16 protein-coding genes, 1 tRNA gene and 2 rRNA genes are annotated in these 17719 nt (G+C 63.8%); 5 read left to right on the top strand and 14 right to left on the bottom strand.

The genetic code is table 11. The features are described from left to right. Positions 1-10: 10 nt before the first annotated feature. Positions 11-1189 carry a type I restriction enzyme HsdR N-terminal domain-containing protein gene (locus R6U53_RS11710; RefSeq protein WP_410322678.1) on the top strand — a complete coding sequence of 393 codons (1179 nt, stop codon included), beginning with the start codon at positions 11-13 and terminating at the stop codon, positions 1187-1189. 19 nt (positions 1190-1208) lie between these two features. Here the strand turns inward: R6U53_RS11710 and mutL are convergent, their stop codons facing one another. From mutL to R6U53_RS11670, 8 genes are all read right to left on the bottom strand, one after another. Beyond that, on the bottom strand, positions 1209-3293 hold the full coding sequence (gene mutL, locus R6U53_RS11705; RefSeq protein ID WP_410322542.1) for a DNA mismatch repair endonuclease MutL: 2085 nt from the start codon (positions 3291-3293) through the stop codon (positions 1209-1211). A 63-nt stretch (positions 3294-3356) separates the two neighbouring features. Then, the gene (mutS, locus tag R6U53_RS11700) at positions 3357-6023 is read right to left on the bottom strand and encodes a DNA mismatch repair protein MutS (protein ID WP_410322541.1); all 2667 of its coding nucleotides are present in this window, start codon (positions 6021-6023) and stop codon (positions 3357-3359) included. Between the two features lie 53 nt (positions 6024-6076). Further along, positions 6077-6460 (bottom strand): VOC family protein, encoded by a 384-nt coding sequence (locus tag R6U53_RS11695; RefSeq protein WP_410322540.1) that lies wholly within the window; start codon positions 6458-6460, stop codon positions 6077-6079. Positions 6461-6530: 70 nt separating this feature from the next. Continuing rightward, complete coding sequence (locus tag R6U53_RS11690) at positions 6531-9242, bottom strand: TRAP transporter permease (RefSeq protein WP_410322539.1); 2712 nt, start codon at positions 9240-9242, stop codon at positions 6531-6533. Continuing rightward, positions 9232-9711 carry a DUF1850 domain-containing protein gene (locus tag R6U53_RS11685; RefSeq protein ID WP_410322538.1) on the bottom strand — a complete coding sequence of 160 codons (480 nt, stop codon included), beginning with the start codon at positions 9709-9711 and terminating at the stop codon, positions 9232-9234. Before R6U53_RS11685 ends, R6U53_RS11690 begins: the two co-directional genes overlap by 11 nt. A gap of 1 nt (position 9712) precedes the next feature. Further along, complete coding sequence (locus R6U53_RS11680) at positions 9713-10777, bottom strand: TAXI family TRAP transporter solute-binding subunit (RefSeq protein ID WP_410322537.1); 1065 nt, start codon at positions 10775-10777, stop codon at positions 9713-9715. A gap of 247 nt (positions 10778-11024) precedes the next feature. Further along, positions 11025-11315, bottom strand: a complete 291-nt coding sequence (locus R6U53_RS11675) for a DUF5789 family protein (protein ID WP_410322536.1) — start codon at positions 11313-11315, stop codon at positions 11025-11027. 44 nt (positions 11316-11359) lie between these two features. Continuing rightward, a complete protein-coding gene (locus R6U53_RS11670; RefSeq protein WP_410322535.1) occupies positions 11360-12223 on the bottom strand; it encodes a transcription initiation factor IIB in 864 nt (287 codons plus the stop codon). A 171-nt stretch (positions 12224-12394) separates the two neighbouring features. Between R6U53_RS11670 and R6U53_RS11665 the strand changes: the two genes are divergently transcribed. Then, the gene (locus tag R6U53_RS11665; protein WP_410322534.1) at positions 12395-12889 is read left to right on the top strand and encodes a hypothetical protein; all 495 of its coding nucleotides are present in this window, start codon (positions 12395-12397) and stop codon (positions 12887-12889) included. Here the strand turns inward: R6U53_RS11665 and R6U53_RS11660 are convergent. Next, complete coding sequence (locus R6U53_RS11660) at positions 12882-13589, bottom strand: ParA family protein (RefSeq protein ID WP_410322533.1); 708 nt, start codon at positions 13587-13589, stop codon at positions 12882-12884. The genes R6U53_RS11665 and R6U53_RS11660 overlap by 8 nt on opposite strands. 61 nt (positions 13590-13650) lie before the next feature. Beyond that, on the bottom strand, positions 13651-14079 hold the full coding sequence (locus R6U53_RS11655) for an HIT family protein (RefSeq protein WP_410322532.1): 429 nt from the start codon (positions 14077-14079) through the stop codon (positions 13651-13653). 303 nt (positions 14080-14382) lie between these two features. Here R6U53_RS11655 and R6U53_RS11650 point away from each other — a divergent pair, with 303 nt between their 5' ends. Beyond that, entirely contained in the window at positions 14383-14565 is a 183-nt protein-coding gene (locus R6U53_RS11650; RefSeq protein WP_410322531.1) for a hypothetical protein, read from the top strand. Positions 14566-14608: 43 nt separating this feature from the next. After that, positions 14609-14842, top strand: coding sequence for a hypothetical protein (locus tag R6U53_RS11645; RefSeq protein WP_410322530.1), 234 nt, complete (start codon positions 14609-14611; stop codon positions 14840-14842). Between the two features lie 114 nt (positions 14843-14956). Here R6U53_RS11645 and R6U53_RS11640 read toward each other — a convergent pair whose 3' ends face one another. Beyond that, entirely contained in the window at positions 14957-15955 is a 999-nt protein-coding gene (locus R6U53_RS11640; RefSeq protein WP_410322529.1) for an NADPH:quinone reductase, read from the bottom strand. Between the two features lie 123 nt (positions 15956-16078). Between R6U53_RS11640 and R6U53_RS11635 the strand changes: the two genes are divergently transcribed. Continuing rightward, positions 16079-16813, top strand: a complete 735-nt coding sequence (locus tag R6U53_RS11635) for a polysaccharide deacetylase family protein (protein WP_410322528.1) — start codon at positions 16079-16081, stop codon at positions 16811-16813. Positions 16814-16892: 79 nt separating this feature from the next. Here R6U53_RS11635 and R6U53_RS11630 read toward each other — a convergent pair. From R6U53_RS11630 to R6U53_RS11620, 3 genes are all read right to left on the bottom strand, one after another. Beyond that, a tRNA-Cys gene (locus R6U53_RS11630) sits at positions 16893-16968 on the bottom strand. Positions 16969-17099: 131 nt separating this feature from the next. After that, positions 17100-17221 (bottom strand): 5S ribosomal RNA (gene rrf / locus R6U53_RS11625). A gap of 111 nt (positions 17222-17332) precedes the next feature. Next, positions 17333-17719 (bottom strand): 23S ribosomal RNA (locus R6U53_RS11620); the annotation flags it as partial.

Here is a 17719-nt window from a genome sequence, read left to right as displayed (position 1 = left end):
TAGCCGGGTAATGGACAGGGCAGCGATCAACGAGTACGTCCAGCGGAGTCAGCAACTCATCGAGGCGTCACCGCAGATGGACGAAGAGAACACGAAGGTCAAGCTCATACAGCCGTTTCTCGAACTGCTCGGCTGGGACCTCTACTCGACCGAAGTCGCGTTGGAACACACGGTCCCGATGGCATCGGGAAGCACGCACGTCGATTACGCCCTGTTAGTCGGGGATTCTCCCGTCGTGTTCGTCGAGGCAAAGCCCGTCCGATCGACGCTCAGTGACAACGAGATCCGACAGTTACGGAGTTACATGCGACAGGAACTGAACGTGGACTGGGGGATTTTGACCAACGGAAAGTCCTTCGAGGTACTGACCAAGAACCGCCAGCGAAACGGCGGGGAGGAGGTTTCAGTCGTACAGTTCGGCCTAGACGACCTCACCGGAAATCCGAACGTTCTCGAACTGCTGACTAAGGAGTCGATACGCTCGGGGAAATCCGACGAGGTGGCCGAGCAGGTCACACAGACGAACCGTGTGATTCGGGATTTGCGGGAGAACGAGGACAGCGTCACGGCGGCGGTGACGGAAGCGGTCGAAAACGAAGTCGGTGAACTCACCATAGATCTCGAAGAACAGTCGCGTGAATTCACACAGAATCTCGTGACCGTTCTCCGCGAACAGCGACAGTTTGTGAGTGAGAAACGGTCAGCGGAACCGGAACTAAAAGGGGAGGTAAATCGCATTGAGGATGAGGTTAAGCCGGGGGAAGACAACGTAGCGGGGAGGATCACCCGAACAGAAATCAAAGGGGACCCTGACGCGCGCGTTGCAGTCTTTCCCACGAAAGAATCAGGGCTTACGTTCCTCAAGGAGAACGAGGCCTGGGGATTCGTCCGAGTCGGGAGCGAATTCGACTACGTTGCGATGTACGTTACCGGAGACGTTCAGGAAGTAAAGTACGTTGCCGAGGTCGATGATATCGTTGAGCCCGGTGAAGCCGACCTAATACGAGAACCGCAGGAGTACACCGGCCAAATAACAGTCGAGGATGGAAAGCAGGTAATCGTATTTAAGCCGGGGTCGCTTTACGAACTCGAAGATCCAGTTCCCTATAAATCAAAATATCCGCAAGGCTTGCGCTATACGACCCTCGAAGCATTACGCACAGCCGAAACAACTGACGATATGTTATGATTTTCGCGCAGTTATCCACCTACCGCCGCCGCCCGCCGTGCCCCGGATAGTCCCGCTCGAACCGATTCTCGATCTCCTCGGTCGAGAACTCGAGAATCGTCGGCCGGCCGTGTGGGCAGGCGTAGGGGTTCTCGCAGTCGTCGAGCGCGTCGAGGAGGCCCTTGATCGTCCCCTCCCGGAGCGAACTGTTACCCGTGATCGAGGGGTGACACGCCAGATCGCCGAGCACGTCGGCGGCGACCGCCTCGATGGTTCCCTCGGGGTCGCCGCCGAGGAACTCACCGAGGAGATCGCGGGCGATTTCGGGGGCGGCCTCGCCGACGTGATCCGCCAAGAAGGCGGGGACGGTCGTCACCGAGAGCGTTCGATCGTCGTCCAGTCGCGCCCGAAAGCCGAGTTTCGCGAGCGCTTCGCCGTACTCCTCGGCGATGGCGGCCTCGCGGGCGGTGACGCCGACGGAGACCGGGTCGGCGAGCGTCTGCGTGGTCACGTCGCCGTCGAAGGCCGCCCGCAATCGCTCGTAGTTCACCCGTTCGTCGGCGGCGTGTTGGTCGATCACGAGGAGGCCGTCCTCGGACTCGGCGACGAGATACGTGTCGTCGAACTGCCCGAGAACGTGCAGATCGGGAAGTCGCTCGAAGCCCGACGGCGTACCGGTCGTCGTCGTGCCGTCGAGGGTTCGTTGCGTGGTGGGACGGACGCTTCGGGTACGCGGCGGTTCCGAGTCCGCCGGTCGTTCCCCCGATCGGCCTGGCGGGGATGGTTCGTCCGACTGCGGAGCGGATTCGGCGGCGTCGACATCGGCGGATGTAGCCGGAGCGTCCGTCGCGCTCGGTTCGGACGACGGCTGTTCGGACCGAGGGGACGGCGTCGATGTGGCACCGCCGTTGGCGGTTCGCGTGCTCGCGTCAGTCCGCTTCGGGTGATACTCGTCTTCCGGGGCGTTTTCGCCCGGAGACGAATAGCACGACGGGGAGGACCGTTCCTGCTCCGCTTCGTCCATCCGGGGGTCGTCCGAAGAGGGCGAAGCCGGGTCGGAACGCGACGGCGACACCTCGGTCTGGTCGGGAGCCGATCTCCCGCGCGGCGCGCGAGAGCGGAGCAACCCGGCCTCCGAAAGCGCCGATTCGACCGCCTCCGTGACGCCGACTTTGATCTCGGCCTCGTCGACGAACATTACCTCCAGCTTTCGCGGGTGGACGTTCACGTCGACGCCGCCTGGCGGAAGCCGAACGTCGACGACAGCGAAGGGGTAGCGATCCGGGGCGAGTTGGCTCCCGTAGGCGTCGACGATCGCCTCGCGGACGGCGCCGGCCGTCACGTACCGGCCGTCGACGAGCGTCGTCACGTACTCGCGACCCGCCCGGTTCGTCTCCGGGTGGCTGACGAGTCCCTCGACGCCGGAGAGTGGCTCGTCGCATCCATTGGATTCGACGGGGAGCATCGCCGAGGCGACCTCGCGGCCGTAAACCGACATGACAGCGCTCTTCCGGTCGCCGTCCCCCGTCGTCGCGAACGTCTCGCGCCCGTCGCGGGTCAACGAGATCGCGACATCGGGACGGGCCAGCGCGTAGCCGGTGACGATCCGGGCGACGTGGTCGAACTCCGTCGCCTCGGTTTTGAGGTACTTCCGACGGGCCGGGACGCTTCCGAAGAGGTCGGTCACCTCGACTGCCGTCCCCGCGGGACAGCCGGTCGGACCGCACGAGACGCACTCACCGTGCTCGACGACGAGTTCCGTTCCGCGCGAGCCGCCGCGCGGTTTCGTCTCGATTCGAAGCCGGGCGACGGAGCCGATCGCGTGGAGCGCCTCGCCCCGAAAGCCGAGCGTGCGGATCGAATCGAGGTCGTCGACCGACCTGAGCTTGCTAGTGGTGTGTTCGTCGATCGCGAGTCGGGCGTCGGATTCGGACATTCCGAGGCCGTCGTCGCTGACGACGATTCGGTCAGTGCCACCCGACTCGACCCGTACGTCGATCCGGGTCGCGTCCGCGTCGATGGCGTTCTCCACGAGCTCTTTGACCACGGAGGCGGGGCGCTCGACGACCTCCCCGGCGGCGATCCGATCGCGCGTCTTCGCGTCGAGTTCCCTGATCTCCGGCATGTGGATCTACCGGAGCGTGTAGCGGATCGGGCGTAATCGTTTCGCTCGGGCGAGCCGACCGCGTCACTCCTCGTCGAGCCGCCGCTGCCACTCTTGGACGCGGGTCATGAGCTCGACCGGGGACGTTTCGGCGAGCGACGTCCCCCGGATTTCGTCGAGTATGGCTTCGATGCCGGGGTCGGGCGATGGTTTCGCGTCGTCGTGAGCGTCCTCTTCGACGCGACGATCGGATCGAAACTCGGCGTTTGACAGATCGAACACCGCCTGGACGGGCTCGCCGGAGTCACCGCCTTTCGCCTCGATCGCTCGCTCCTCGCGGAGTCGCGAGAGGACGTCGCCAGCACGATCGACAACGGGGGCTGGAACGCCAGCCAAATCCGCGACGTGCACGCCGTACGAACGGTCGGTCGGTCCCGGTTCGATCGTCCGAAGGAAGGTGACGCCCTCACCAGCCCCGTCCGCGGCGGCGTCGGTGCGCGTCTCGGCGTCCGGTTCCCCGGCGACGGCGACGTGGACGTTCTCGACGCGGGGCAACTCGTCGGCGAGCGCGGTCAGTTCGTGGTAGTGCGTCGCAAAGAGCGTGAACGCGCCGATCTCGTTGTGCAGGTACTCCGTCGCCGCCCACGCGATCGAGATGCCGTCGTAGGTCGCCGTCCCCCGGCCGACCTCGTCGAGGATGACGAGCGAGTCCTCGGTGGCCGAGTGGAGGATGTTTGAGAGCTCCTCCATCTCGACCATGAACGTCGAGCGCCCGCCGGCGAGTTCGTCGAGCGCGCCGACGCGCGTGTAGATCCCGTCGACGAGTCCGACGCGAGCGGACGTCGCGGGGACGAACGAGCCGACCTGGGCGAGCAGCGTGACGAGCGCCGCCTGCCGCATGTAGGTCGACTTCCCGGACATGTTGGGGCCGGTGACGAGCAGAAAGCGCCGGTCGCGGTCGAGGTACAGATCGTTCGGGACGAACTGGGTGTCGGTCTCGACGACGGGGTGGCGACCGGCCTCGACGTCGAGCACGCGCTCGTCGGTCAGTTCGGGGCGCGTCCAACCCTGTCGTGCGGCGTGGGTCGCGAGCGAGCAGTGGGCGTCGAGCTCCGCGAGCGCGCCCCCGATCGCGCCGAGCAGGTCGGCCCGTTCGGCGACCGTATCGCGAAGCCGGCAGAACGCCTCGTACTCGCGCTCACCGCGTTCGTCTTCCAATCGGAGGATCTGCCGTTCCTTCTCCCGTAACTCGTCGAAGACGTACCGTTCGGCGTTTTTCAGCGTCTTGATACCCTCGTAGGCGCCGGGGACAGCGTCGGACTCGGACTTGCCGACCTGGACGTAGTAGCCGTCGGTCTTGTTCCGGCTGACGGTCAGTCTCGAGAGGTCGTGTCGTCGCTTTTCGCGCGCTTCGAGCGTCTCGAACCACTCCAGTGCGGACTCGTGGCGCGCGACGAGGTCGTCGAGGTCGTCGTCGTAGCCGCGTTCGATCAGCCCGCCCTCGTGGAGCGTTTTTGGCGGGTCGTCGGCTAAGGCATCGAGTTCCGTCCGAAGGTCATCGATCGCGGCCCGATCGAGGTCCGCGAACAGCCCGGCGACCGGCGAATCGGCGAGTTCCGGCGAGCCGTCGATACGCTCGCGGAGATCGGGAACCAGCGCGAGCGTCTCGCGGACGCGAAGCAAGGCGTCGGCGTCGGCGCTCCCCGAAACCGTCCGGGAGGCGGCCCGCTCGATGTCGTAGGCCTCGGCGAGCGTCTCGATGATCCCCTCGCGAACCAGCGCGTCCCCGAGCAACGCGTCGACGGCGGCCTGTCGGGTTCGGAGCACGTCCGGTCGACGAAGCGGTCGCGTGAGCCACTCCTTGAGCAGTCGGCCGCCGGCGCTCGTCTCGGTGTGGTCGATCGTCTCGAAGAGGGTCTGCCCGCCCGCCGTCATCGGATCGGTGAGTTCGAGGTTTCGCTGCGTCGTCGCATCGATCGAAACGTGATCGTCGGGGGCGTACGCGCCGATCCGGGTCACGGAGGCGAGCGCGCCCACGCCGGTCTCGTCGATGTAATCGATCGCCGCCCCGGCCGCCGCGATCGAGATATCCGAGAGTCCGACCGTTTCGACGGCGTCACCGAACAGTTCGGTGAGTCGATGTCTGGCCCGCCCCGGCGCGAACGCCTCCGTCTCGTGGAGGGTCAACCGCGTGTGCAGTTCCTCGCGAACCGCCGTGAGAAAGTCGTCGTGTTCGCGCACGGTCGGTCCCGGTAACACCTCGACCGGATCGAACCGGTACAGTTCCGTCAGCGTCCGGTCCGCAGCGCGGTCGCCCGACAGCGTCGTCGCGCGGAACCGGCCGGTCGTCACGTCACAGACGGCGAGTCCGTAGTCGTTCCCGTCGACCGCGACGCTCGCGAGATACTGTGCGCTCTCGTCGTCGGTTTCGAGAAGTGTCCCGGGCGTGACGATCCGGACGATCTCGCGTGAGATCTCGCCGTCGACCTCGCGTTGGTCGGCGACCGCGATCCGGTAGCCGCGCTCGGCGAGCGCTTTCACGTACGGCGTGAGATCGTCGACCGGGACGCCCGCCATCGCGTAAGGGTCGCCTCCCGAGGTACGCTCGGAGACTTTCAACTCGAGTTCCTCGCCGACCAGTTCCGCGTCCTCGCCGAAGAACTCGTAGAAATCGCCCATCTGCATCGCCAGCAGATCGGCTCCGCTTTCGGCCTTCAACTCAAAGAAATCCCCGACGATACCCGAAGCCATGTTCGCATCGGCGAGTGCCGAGCGCTAAAGCGTGACGGGTTCGGAGCGTCGGATCATCGCTCCTCGATGAACTCGACGAGTTCGCCGGCGGGACCGTAGACGAACGCGATCCGGAGGTCGCCGAACGTCTCGGGCGTCATGAACAGTTCCGTGCCGGCGGCGTCGAGCGTTTCGATGGCGGCGTCGACATCGGGGACGACGAAGCCGAAGTGCAACACGCCCAGCGGCACGTCGTCTACGAGGCCGTCGATCTCGTAGGGCGGCCGCTCGAAACAGTAGACACGCTTGTCGGCGACCGACAGCGCGACGTACTCGGAGCCGTCGCCGGCGTCACCCGACTCCAACAGGTCGCCGCCGAGGGCATCACGGTAGAACGCGGTGCTCGCTTCGAGGTCGTCCGTCTTGATCGCGACGTGAAAGAACCGTTCGAGGTCCATGGGGGGTACTCGACCCCCCGGAGCGAAAGGGTTCCGGCGGTCGACTGTCGCGACGGTCACCGAGCGTCAGTCAGGCCGGGACTTCTTCGGTCGTCGGCGTCCCTTCGTCTTCACGAGCCGCCCGTCGTATGTTTCTGATCATCAAGGCGGCGAAGATCGCCCCACCGACACCCCGAACGCCGAGATCGATCGTCGGCGTGAAGAGCGTCACGTCGATCCCAGCGAGTCCCAGCGCGGTACCCGCCGGCATCAAGAGCATACCGGGGACCGAGAGCAACACCGCGCTGACCCCGAAGCCGACGCGGGCCAGTCGGGAAACGTACGTCCGGTAGTAGCCGATGATCGAGATCGCGAGTCCGTAGACGCCGACGAAGACGGCGACGACGGGGATCAACACCTCGGGGACGAAGAACCCGAGGTCGGCGACGTCGCTCCAGCCGGCGAGCGTCAGGTCGCCGGCCTCGGCGTCCCAATCGCGAATTAACAAGATGCCGGGCGCGAAAATGAACGCGAACGGGACGAGGATCTTGTTCAACGAGAGCAAGAACGCCTGCACGCACGTCTGTATCGGCTCGGATTTGGCGATTCCCGCGGCGGCGAAGGCGGCGACTCCGACCGGAGGCGTCACGTCCGCCATGAGGCCCAGATACAGCACGAACAGGTGCGTCGCGAGCACCGCGATGCCGAACGTGTCGAGCGTCGGCCCCAACAGCACGATGATTACGATGTACATGACGGTCGTCGGCATGCCCATGCCGACGATGATCGACGAGATACCGGCCAAGATGAGCAACAGAACGAGCGAGCCGCCGCTGACGGTGAGGATCAGGCTCCGGAGGCTCCCGGCCAACCCGGTCACGCCGATGATGCCGGGGATGATCCCGGCCGCGGCGACGGCCACGACGACGACCGTCGCCGTTCGCGCCCCGTTGTCCAGCGACTTGAAGAAAAAGGAGGCGAAAAGCCCGGCACGCGTCGTCGCGAACTCCCGATCGAGGCGGTCGTCGACGAATCCCGCCGCGTCGTTCACCGTGTCGTCGAGTTCCAAAAGCGGTGCCTCACCGCCCGGACGAATCAGAAGCATCGCGACGCCGACAGCGATGAGAACGAACACGAGCGAGGAGAGCGCCTCGCGGAGTGCGGCCATCGGGTCGAGTTCGACGGCTCCGGCGCCCATTATGAGACCGATCGGGGACACGCCGAACAGGTACAGGGAGGCGGCAGTGGCGGTGAAAAGCGCTGCGATCGCACCGACAACGTACGGCCCGGTTCGCTCGTCGTAGGCGGCGACAACGGCGATCAACGAGACGGTCGCGAGGATCGTGAGCCAGCCGGCTCGGCCGATCGAGAGCCGCGCGACGACGATGTAGTACAACAGGAGACCGAGCGGGACGAGGTAGAACCACCCGCGTTTCATGTGCGGACCGAGATCGAGTAGCTCCGAGCGGTCGAGACCGCCGATGCCGTGTTTGGCCGCCTCGAAGTGAACCATCACCCACATACCGAAAAAGAACATGAGCGCCGGCAGCGTCGCGGCGATGATGACGTCCCGGAAGGGTGTCCCAGTGAACTCGACGATCAGGAACGCGGCGGCTCCCATCACCGGTGGCAGGATCTGCCCACCGGAGGACACCGACGATTCGACCGCGCCGGCGAACTCCGAAGAGTAACCCGATCGCTTCATCAGCGGGATCGTCAGCGCGCCGGTCGTGACGGTGTTCGCGACCGACGATCCCGAAAGCATACCCATGAAACCCGAGGAGACGACGCTCGCCTTCGCGGGGCCGCCCTTTCGGGTCCCAGTCAGCGAGTACGCCAGGTCGATAAACCACTTGCCGGCACCCGACATCTCGAGGAACGCGCCGAAGAGGATGAAGATGTAAATGAACCGAACGCTGACGGAGACAGGGGTGCCGAGGATTCCCTCGACGGTGTACCAGAGGTTCTGGACGATCTGATCCCATCGGAGTTCGCTCGTCGAGAGGATGCCGATTCCCGGCGCGTCGCGCGGGATGAGGTAGCCGTAGCGTCCGTAGAGGATGAACGTCGAGACGAGCCCCATGAGCAACACGCCGAGCGATCGCCTGGTGGCCTCCAAGACGAGGAGGATGGCGAGGATGCCCATGAGGTACGCGACCGGCCAAGTCGCGAGGGGGCCGACCGCGATCGGTTCGAGCGCCGGATAGAGGTCGCCCAGCGGGGCCGCTCCCCGAAGTCCACGAATCCGAACGACGTTTCGGACCTCGTCGAAGTGTCGAAAGTAGTAGATGGTCGGCAGAAGGGTCAACAGAATGAGCACGAGATCGGCCGGCGTCACTCGGTCGCTATCTTCGTCGACGAAGAACCACCGAACCGTCGAGCGAAGTCCCTCGACGGCGCGTGTCAGCGGATGGTCGCCGAGACGGGAACGGGCGGCACGCGGGATCGGGTCGAGCAGCCGTGCGAGCGGCCCCTCCCCGTCCGAACCGGGATACATGAGGAATGCGAGGACGAGTGCAAAGGTGACGTGAATCGCCCTGACCTGAAGGTTCTGCAGCGAAGCGATCCGGTACGTTCCGATCCACGGGAGCGTCACCTCGAAGGTGAACCCACGGGCGGCGAGCCACATCTGAAAGATAGAAAAGAGAATGCCGACGATCGCGACGGCGACTACGGTCCAGCCACGGAGCGTTCGTTTTCGATCGATTTCGTCGTACAGTTCGTCCGGATCACCGTCGACGGCGTCTGGATCGGTCGTCCGGTCGTCGTCAACAGGCGAGTCGTCGGTTGGGTCAGGTGACATGTGCGAATCGGGGGCTTGACTCGATCCGGAACTGCACCGTCCCGTCGTCGGCCAACGCGTGGAGGTCGTGGCGTTCTCCGTCGACGATGAGGTCGTGGTCGGCCACCGGCCCTGTCGAGACGGATAGCCGTTCGTACCGCTGTTCCGGCGGGTAGTATACGTATCTGTCGTCCTCGCGTTCGACGTCGGCCTCCGAGGGGAGTCCCGCACCGAAGGAGCTGAAAAGCATGCGATCGTCGACGAGAGCGCCATCGGAGACGCGATAGACGTCACTCACGAGCGTCTTTTCGACGCTGTGGGTGTACTCGATCGTGACCTCCGAGCCGTCGTGGACGGGAAACATAGCGAGGTCGGTTCCGTTGCCATCGCTGACGACGAGGGTCGTGGTGCCGGCGAAAACGGTTGCGGCGACGGCGACCACGCAGACGACCGAGACGGCGACTGCTATGGTCGAGAACCGGAGGTTCACGCTACTCGAAGTAGCTTGCGGCACCCTCGTGGAGGTCGATAGACATGCCGTCCTGCGCCGTGTCGGCGCCGATGAAGTCCTCCTTGATAGTGAGTCGGTCGGTGTTGTCGAAGATCGCGGCGGTGACCTCCTCGACGATGTCGGCGTCGTACTCCTCGCGGGTCGCGATCATCGCCTGCACGGAGACGGTGTTGACGTCCTCGTCGACGCCCTCGTACGTGCCGGCCGGAATGGTGTCGTCCGCGAACCACGAGGCGTCCTCGCGGGCGGCAGCCCGCTCGTCGTCGGTGAGGTTCAGCATGGCGATATCGTTCGTCGTCGCGAGTTCCTCGACCGCACCGACCGGCCAACCGCCGACGACGAACGCCGCCTCGATGTCGCCGTCACGGATCTGGTCGGCGGCCTGGGTGAAGTCCGTGTTCTGCTCGTCGAAGTCGTCCGGGGTGAGTCCGGCGACGGATTCGAGGATCTGCAGAGCGTTGACCTGCGTTCCGCTTCCGAGGTCACCGGTGTTGACTCGCTGTCCCTCGAGGTCGGCTACCGATTCGATATCGGCGTCCGGTCGCGTGACGATGTGAATCGTCTCTGGATACAGCGTCGCGACGCCCGCGAGATTCTCGATCGGGTTCCCCTCGAAGGCCTCCAGCCCGGTGCCGTTCTTCGCGAAGTAGGCGATGTCGTTTTGGATGAGCGCGAAGTCGGCGTCACCGCTGCCGAGGCTGCCCACGTTCTCGACGCTCGCGCCGGTCGAGGACACCTGCAGATCGTAGTCTGTGACGTCCTCGACGATCGTCTCGAACTCGCCGGAGAGCGGGAAGTAGGTACCACCCGTTCCGCCCGCGTGCCAGTTGATGATCGCGGCGGGTTCGTCGCCGTTCCCGTTGCCGTCACCGTTGCCGTCACCGTTGCCGTCACCGTTCCCGTTCCCGTTCCCGTTCCCGTTCCCGTTCCCATCCCCGTCACCGTTGCCGTCACCGTTACCCGTACAGCCGGCGAGACTCGCGATCCCGACGGCGCCCATTCCTTTCAGTACGCGACGACGGTCGATGTCTGATGAATCCACCATGTCCACTAACTTGGTTTTTATACAGTATAAACCCTTCTAAGAAATGTTCGATATTCACACAAAGCAGCGCTATAGGTTAATAGTTCGCATAAGACTCAGTGTAAATAGACATATGACAAATAATGACAATGTCACGTGATACTGGTTGTATGTCGACCGGGGGTAATAGTCCCGATCCGACAAATATCGGGGGAGACGCCGCTCAAGGGCATCGTGCGACGGACAAGAACGCGGTCGACGAACGTCGCTACTCGTCAGCCGCTGGGACCGGACCAACTCCGATGACGTCTCGAACGGCCGCTTCAAAGGCCCGTCTGGTGTCGAAGTACACTTCGTCGGTCTCTTCGAGTACCGACGCCAGTTTGCGGGGGCCGTCGGGCGTCCGAATGACCGTGTCACCCTCGCGTCGGACGATGTCGCTCTTGCCGATGGCGTAATGAAGTCGCGAGGCCACCCGTGCGAGCGGCGCGCCCTCGACGGATTCGCCCTCGCCGAGCGGAACCGCAGGTCCCTCCTCTTCGTCGTCGGTGTCGCTCATGGGAGTTCGTTCGATGCGTCCCGCCCTAATGCTTACGAACGCGTTCACTGCCGCAGATCTTGATAGGTGTTCCGGACCGTGACAGCCGAAACGTCCGCGACGTCCGCAGCGGCTTTCTGTGTGAGGTCGTGGCCCATCTCGCGTGCAGCCGTGTACAGGCAAGCGGCGGCGACACCGCTGGGATTCCGGCCCATGGTGAGTCCGGACTCGTGGGCGTCGGTCGCCAACCGTCGCGCGGTTCGTTCGACGTCGCTCGGCACGTCGAGCTTCGAGGCGAAGCGCGCGAGGTACTCGGTGGGATCGATCGGACCGATGGGGAGGTTGAGATCGCGGTTCAGCGCGTCGTATGCGACCTTGAGTTCGGCATCGTCAGCGCTCGCGACGGCGACGATCTCCTCAAGCGTCCGCGACACCGACGCGGTCCGGCAGACGGCGTACACCGCCGCCGCGGCGAACCCCTCGATACAGCGGCCTTGGAGCAGGTCAGCGTCCTGTGCGGACTCGAACAGGACGCATGCGCGATCGCGAACCGTTTCGGGGAGCTCCAACTGTCCCGTGAGCCGCCGGATCTCGGTGAAGCCGTAGACCTGATTCCGGTCGCGTTTCGAAGAGATCCGCGCTCGATTGTGCTGTTTGCGCATGCGAGCGAGCTGTCGTCGCTTTCGACCCTTGAGACGCGTCGATCGCCCGATCTCGGTTGAGAGCCCTCGGTCGTGACGCGAGCGGGTCAACGGGGCGCCGCACCGCTCAGGGTTCGTCTCGTCGTCGGCGAACGATCGCCACTCGGGACCGCGATCCAGTTCGTCCTCGGAGACAACGAGGCCGCAGTCGCTGCAGACGGTCTCCGAACGTGCACTTCGAAGCCGACCGCCGCACTCCGGGCAGGTCTGTCGTGTCGTCGTACTCATCACATGTGATACTTCGGCACAACGGTACTTTAAAAACGGAGCGTCGAAGCCGGAAACGGCGAAAAAAGCCCGCAAAAGCGTATCGGTTACCGGTACGCTCCACCCGGCGGATCACCGAGGACGTCCCGAAACACCCCGGCATTTATCAACTAGTACATACCATTGGTATCTATGACGCTCTCGGAGATCGCCGCCGGCATCGAAGTCACGACCGAGCAGCGCGACCGAGGGGTGGCGACGGCGGACGGAACCGACGCACCGCTTCGGGAGCGGCTCGTCGCGTTCGAAAATCGGCTTCCCTGTTCGCCCGAACACGCGGCCGCGGTCGTCGAAGCCTACACGGGAGGGGCGAGCGTCGGTCGCGCGGCTGCCGTCGCGACCGTGCCGAAGACGACCGCGGCCAAGACGCTGTACCTCCTCGGGGAGCCGATCGATCCGCTGACCCCGACGGCGAAACGGGTTTTGGACGATTGGCTCGCCGGCGAGCTATCGCGAACTGACGCGCGGACGCTGGCCGGCCTCGGAGACGACGAGTTCGCACTCGGGGCGTACGTCGCTACGCACGAACCGATCGAGGACGCTGGATCCGCGATCGCCGACGCCTGTTCGCTCGACAACGAAGATCCGCTGTCGGAGGCCAGAAGCGATCTCAGCGACCTTATTTAAACGAAATTCCGTCGAGGAGTCCCCCCGATTCCGGACGCTCGATCGACACGTCAGTTATCCGTTCGACCGCGTTGGCGACAGCCTCGTAAGCGGGTGTATTCAACTCAGTCGCGATCGATTCCGAATCGAACGGGGGGAGCGCAACGTCGGCATCCGAGTGGTCGGCCGTCCGCGTAACGAACGTCGCCGACGACGACGTTCCGAGATCGGCCAACCGGTCCGCAGTTCGTGGGATGGCCGACTCGGCCCGAGAGCCATCGCAGACGATCGCGACCGTATCGGCCGTGGTGACGGCCGCGACGGCCGGATTCGTCGCCACCGGCGGCGTATCGACGAGTACGCACTCGAAGTGTCGACCGGCCTCATCGATTAGTTCACCGAACCGCTCGGCGGCGTCGGCGGCCTTCGCCCGTGCGAGACGTTCGAACGGTGCGTACGCCGGACAGACGGCCAATCGTCCCGCCCCCTGTAGCGAGAGGTCGATGAGTCCTTCCCCGAGCGGGATCTCCTGGAGACAGAGCGTCGTTATGTCCGGGTCGATTCGACCGGAGATTCGATCCGACAACCCCTGGGTCCCGTAGGATGCGTCGAGAATCGCCGTATCGGTCCCGTTGCCCGCCAGCAGTCGACCGAATTCGAGCGTCAAACGTGTCGTTCCGACGCCGCCAGCGGCGCCGACGAGCGCAACCGTCGTTGACATACGTACGGTCCGGTCGGTGTCGGATAAAAGCGTACTGCTCTCGACGATCCACCCAATCGCCTCACTCGATGTGTGCCGCGATCCGATCGCCGATGTCGATCATCTCCTCGTCCGATAGATCCGGCCGCGAACCCATCGCGGTGTGGATCGAACCGCCGCCGTCACCCTCGAAACGAGGAATGATGTGGACGTGAAGGTGTGGGACCTCCTGTCCGGCCGCAGTACCATCGTTGAGTCCGATGGTGGTGGCGTCGGCGTCGACGGCATCCTCGACGGCAGGTGCGAGCGTTCGAACCGCCTCGAAGAGGCTGGAGGACACTTCGGCTGGGGCATCACGAAGTCGTTCGTACGGCTCTCTCGGGACGACGAGCGTGTGCCCGGGCGCGAGGGGGTTCGCATCGAGGAAGGCCGCTGCGCGCTCGGTCTCGAGGACGATGGTCGCGGGAAGAGCCCCGTCGATAATTCGTTCGAAGATCGTTCTGTCGGCCATATCGGAACCTCGAACGGCGTCCGTATGAACGTTGGTCCTCGGTGGATCCAGTCCGTTTGATACGACAGGTGGCGGATCGATACGTCGGTGGCAACGAGTCGGTCTCGATCGACGTCGGCACGGTATCGAGAAAGCCACCCAGAACGGTTCGATCGGACGGGTCGAGAGCGGTTACCATCGACCGAGATCCAGCGGTCCGACGGTTACCCCTTTTGTCAGTATTATCCCCATAATACAACATATACTGGTCGGCATCCGGCGACCGAACGCTTATACCCATCCACCGCCAGGGTACATATGCTAATGAGTGACGCACCCTCCGATACGGACGAATCGCCCGGATCATCGACCGAACCGCCAGAGACGCCGCTTGACTCCGAACGGTATGCACACCTTTCGCTCGACAACGGCGAGGTCGTCATCTACGACCGGGAAGATCCGGAGATGTGGGTACAGTCGGACTTCGTCGTCGAAGTCGGCGCGTAACGCTGCCGGCAGTTTTTTATACGCCAATAGTCGTATCGACGGTATGAAAGAGCTCCTCGCACCGATCGTCGAACTGCTCGTCTACGCGGTCATCGCGGCTGGATTCACCGTCGCCGGAGTCCTCGCCGAACTGACGAGCGTCGAATACCTCGCGGCCGGTAACATGCACTTTGCGATCTGGCTATCGGTCATGGGTGCGGTCGCGCTGTACGCTGGCATCGTCGCGTTGGGACTCGACGAGGTCGTTCCGCGGGTTCGCGATACGCTCGACGTGTAACTCGACAGTAGAATCGCAGCGGAGATCAGACCGAGAGGACCCACGTGTGGGGGGGGTTCGGGCGGATCGACGTATTTTTTCCACACCCACCTGCGAAAGACACGTGAGCGCGGTTCAGGGACGAACGATGAGCTTCCCGAAGAAACTGTCCGCCATCACGTCGTGGTGGGCCTGTCCGGCCTCTTCGAGGGGGTATTCGCGAGCGACATCGACGACGAACTCGTCGCGTTCGATCATCCCGGCGATCCCCTCCAGCGGGGGTTTCAGATCGGGCGTGTTGAACATCTTCATGAACTTCACCGTCAGGTTCTTCAGACGCGGCGACGATGACGCCGCAACCCCGACAGGGGGGTCCATTTCGGCCTCGCCGATGCCCATGACACGGGCTTCCATATTGGCGACCTCGGCGTCGAGGTCGAGGTACTCGTCGAGACGGTGGTCGAGAATGACGTCAACACCGCCACCGGACGCCTCGATGATCGCGTCGGCGAGATCGTCGCGCGCGTAATCGAGGACTACATCGGCGCCCAGTTCGCGGACCCGATCGTGGTTCTTCGGTGACGCGGTGGCGACGACGTGCGCGCCGGCGGCGGCGGCGATCTGAACAGCGGTGTGGCCAACGCCGCCGCTGGCGCCGTGAATGAGACACTGCTCGGAGACTTGGAGTCCCGCAAAATCGATGAGACACAACCAGGCGGTCACGGCTGCGCAGCCAACGCCACCTGCCGAGATCAGATCCATGTTGTCCGGGAGATGGACGACCCGCGACGCCGGGATCGCCGCGTATTCCTGGTATCCGCCGTGGACGAACTTCGCCGCGCCGGTTCCGAAGACGCGGTCTCCGGCCTCGAAATGGTCCGCCTGACCTGCCGCATCGGGTTCACCGACGCGATCGCCGACCTCGACGACCTCACCCGCGAAGTCGATACCGGGGACCCAAGGGAGTTCCGGCGGCGCGTACATCCCTTCGGTCATGTACGTGTCGGCCGGGTTCACGCTCGACGCGCTTATTTCGATTAAAACCTCATCGTCGCGAGGCCCCGGACGGTCGATCTCATCGACCTGATACATGTCGATGGACTTCCCAAACTCGTGAAAACGTACTGCGTGCATCTCCTCGCCGGTAGTACGCTAGAGGATATATACCCACCCATATGGAGCTAAGTCGTCCGTAGAGGCCGTGAAAACCGCGATTTGCGAAAGCGTTAATTGAGTATCGATGAAAGGGGACAGAACATGCGTAAAGCAGAGACACCGACAGTACGCGAGTTCGAAACCTGGCTGAGCCTCTTTACCGACGGTGAACTACCCGAAAAAGACCGGTGGAAAGCGTGGTTCTGCGTCGCCGAATACGAACTGGAGGACTTCGAGGCGCAATCGGCGATGCTCACGGATAACGATGCGTCGGGGAGTTTCGCCTTCCTCGGACGCGACGCCGACGAACACGCGGCGATCATAGAAACGCTCGACGCCGACGGCCACGAGATCGCGTTTCACTCCCACCGCCACCACACCTACGCCGATCTTTCTTACGACGACGCCCACGACGCCATCACCACAGGGTTGGCCGCCATCGAAGACGCCACCGGAGTCTCGCCCGACGGCTTTTTTGTGCCCTTCCTCACGCTCAGTGAGGGATCGGTACGATCCATCGAAGACGTCGGTTTCGAGTGGGTGCTCGGATCAGCGGATCGAGCGTCCGACAGCGTCGACATCAGACCACCGGTAACGCCGTTCGACATCGCGCTTTTGCCCGAGAGTCCGCCAGAAGACGTGATGGCGAAACTCCGCGAGAACGCGAATGGGGACAGTCCGTTCCTCTTTCATCCCCCCGTCGTCGAGTACCACGACGGCATCGGCGCCTTCGAGGAGTGGATCGCCGCGGTCGAACCGGTCTCCGTCGCCGAGCAGTTCGAGACCGGCGGGACAGGGGTCGTCCTCGACTGCGTCCGACCCGTTCGGATCGACTGAGCGAGAATTCCCACCGCTTTTTACATTACTAAACCCCGTGTGCGAGGGACCCATTGCTACGGTTCGACCGTCGTAAGAAAGCCAAGGGCCGGATTTGAACCGGCGTGTAGCTGCTCTGCAGGCAACCGCGTAAGGCCAGACTCTGCCACCTTGGCGCGTCTACAGATAGCGGAGACGGCGTTTTAAGCGTAGCGGTCGCTTCTCACCGCCCCGCAGCGACGTCGTCACTCGCCACATGAAAATACAAAACCCCCGCACAGCATCCCTGTGCGGGGGTTGAATGAGTGGCAGGCGGCGAACCGGATTTCCCAGAGGCTCGCGCACTCCAGTACTCCCTGGAACGCTGGCGGGCTTATCTTCCGTGTTCGGGATGGGTACGGGAGTGGCCCCGCCGCTTTGGCCGCCTTAACGCCGGCTCGTGGAGTCGAACCACGATGGTATACCGCTACCGGTGGTGTTACCGTAATATACATGCGATCCAGTTTACGCCCGGACCCGCTTCATCGGGCGGAGCAATCAAGATTGGTGGCTTCGGTCGGTTAGTACTCGCGGGCTGAACGTCTCGTTGCCTCGACGCGTACACCCCGAGTCTATCGAACTCGTCTTCTACGAGAGACCTCGGCGACGCTTCTTTTCCAGGTGGGTTTCCGGCTTAGATGCATTCAGCCGTTACCCCGTGGTGCGTAGCTGCCCAGCAGTGCCCTCTCGGACAACTGGTAAACCAGTGGCACCCAACCGTAGTTCCTCTCGTACTATACGGTCGTTCCTGTCAAGCGTCAAACACACCCAGTAGATAGCAGCCGACCTGTCTCACGACGGTCTAAACCCAGCTCACGACCTCCTTTAATAGGCGAACAACCTCACCCTTGCCTGCTTCTGCACAGGCAGGATGGAGGGAACCGACAT

The organism is Natronomonas sp., assembly GCF_046483325.1.
Lineage (GTDB): Archaea > Halobacteriota > Halobacteria > Halobacteriales > Haloarculaceae > Natronomonas.
The sequence above is the reverse complement of the archived record's forward strand: the minus strand, read 5'-3'. Positions and strand labels throughout refer to the sequence as shown.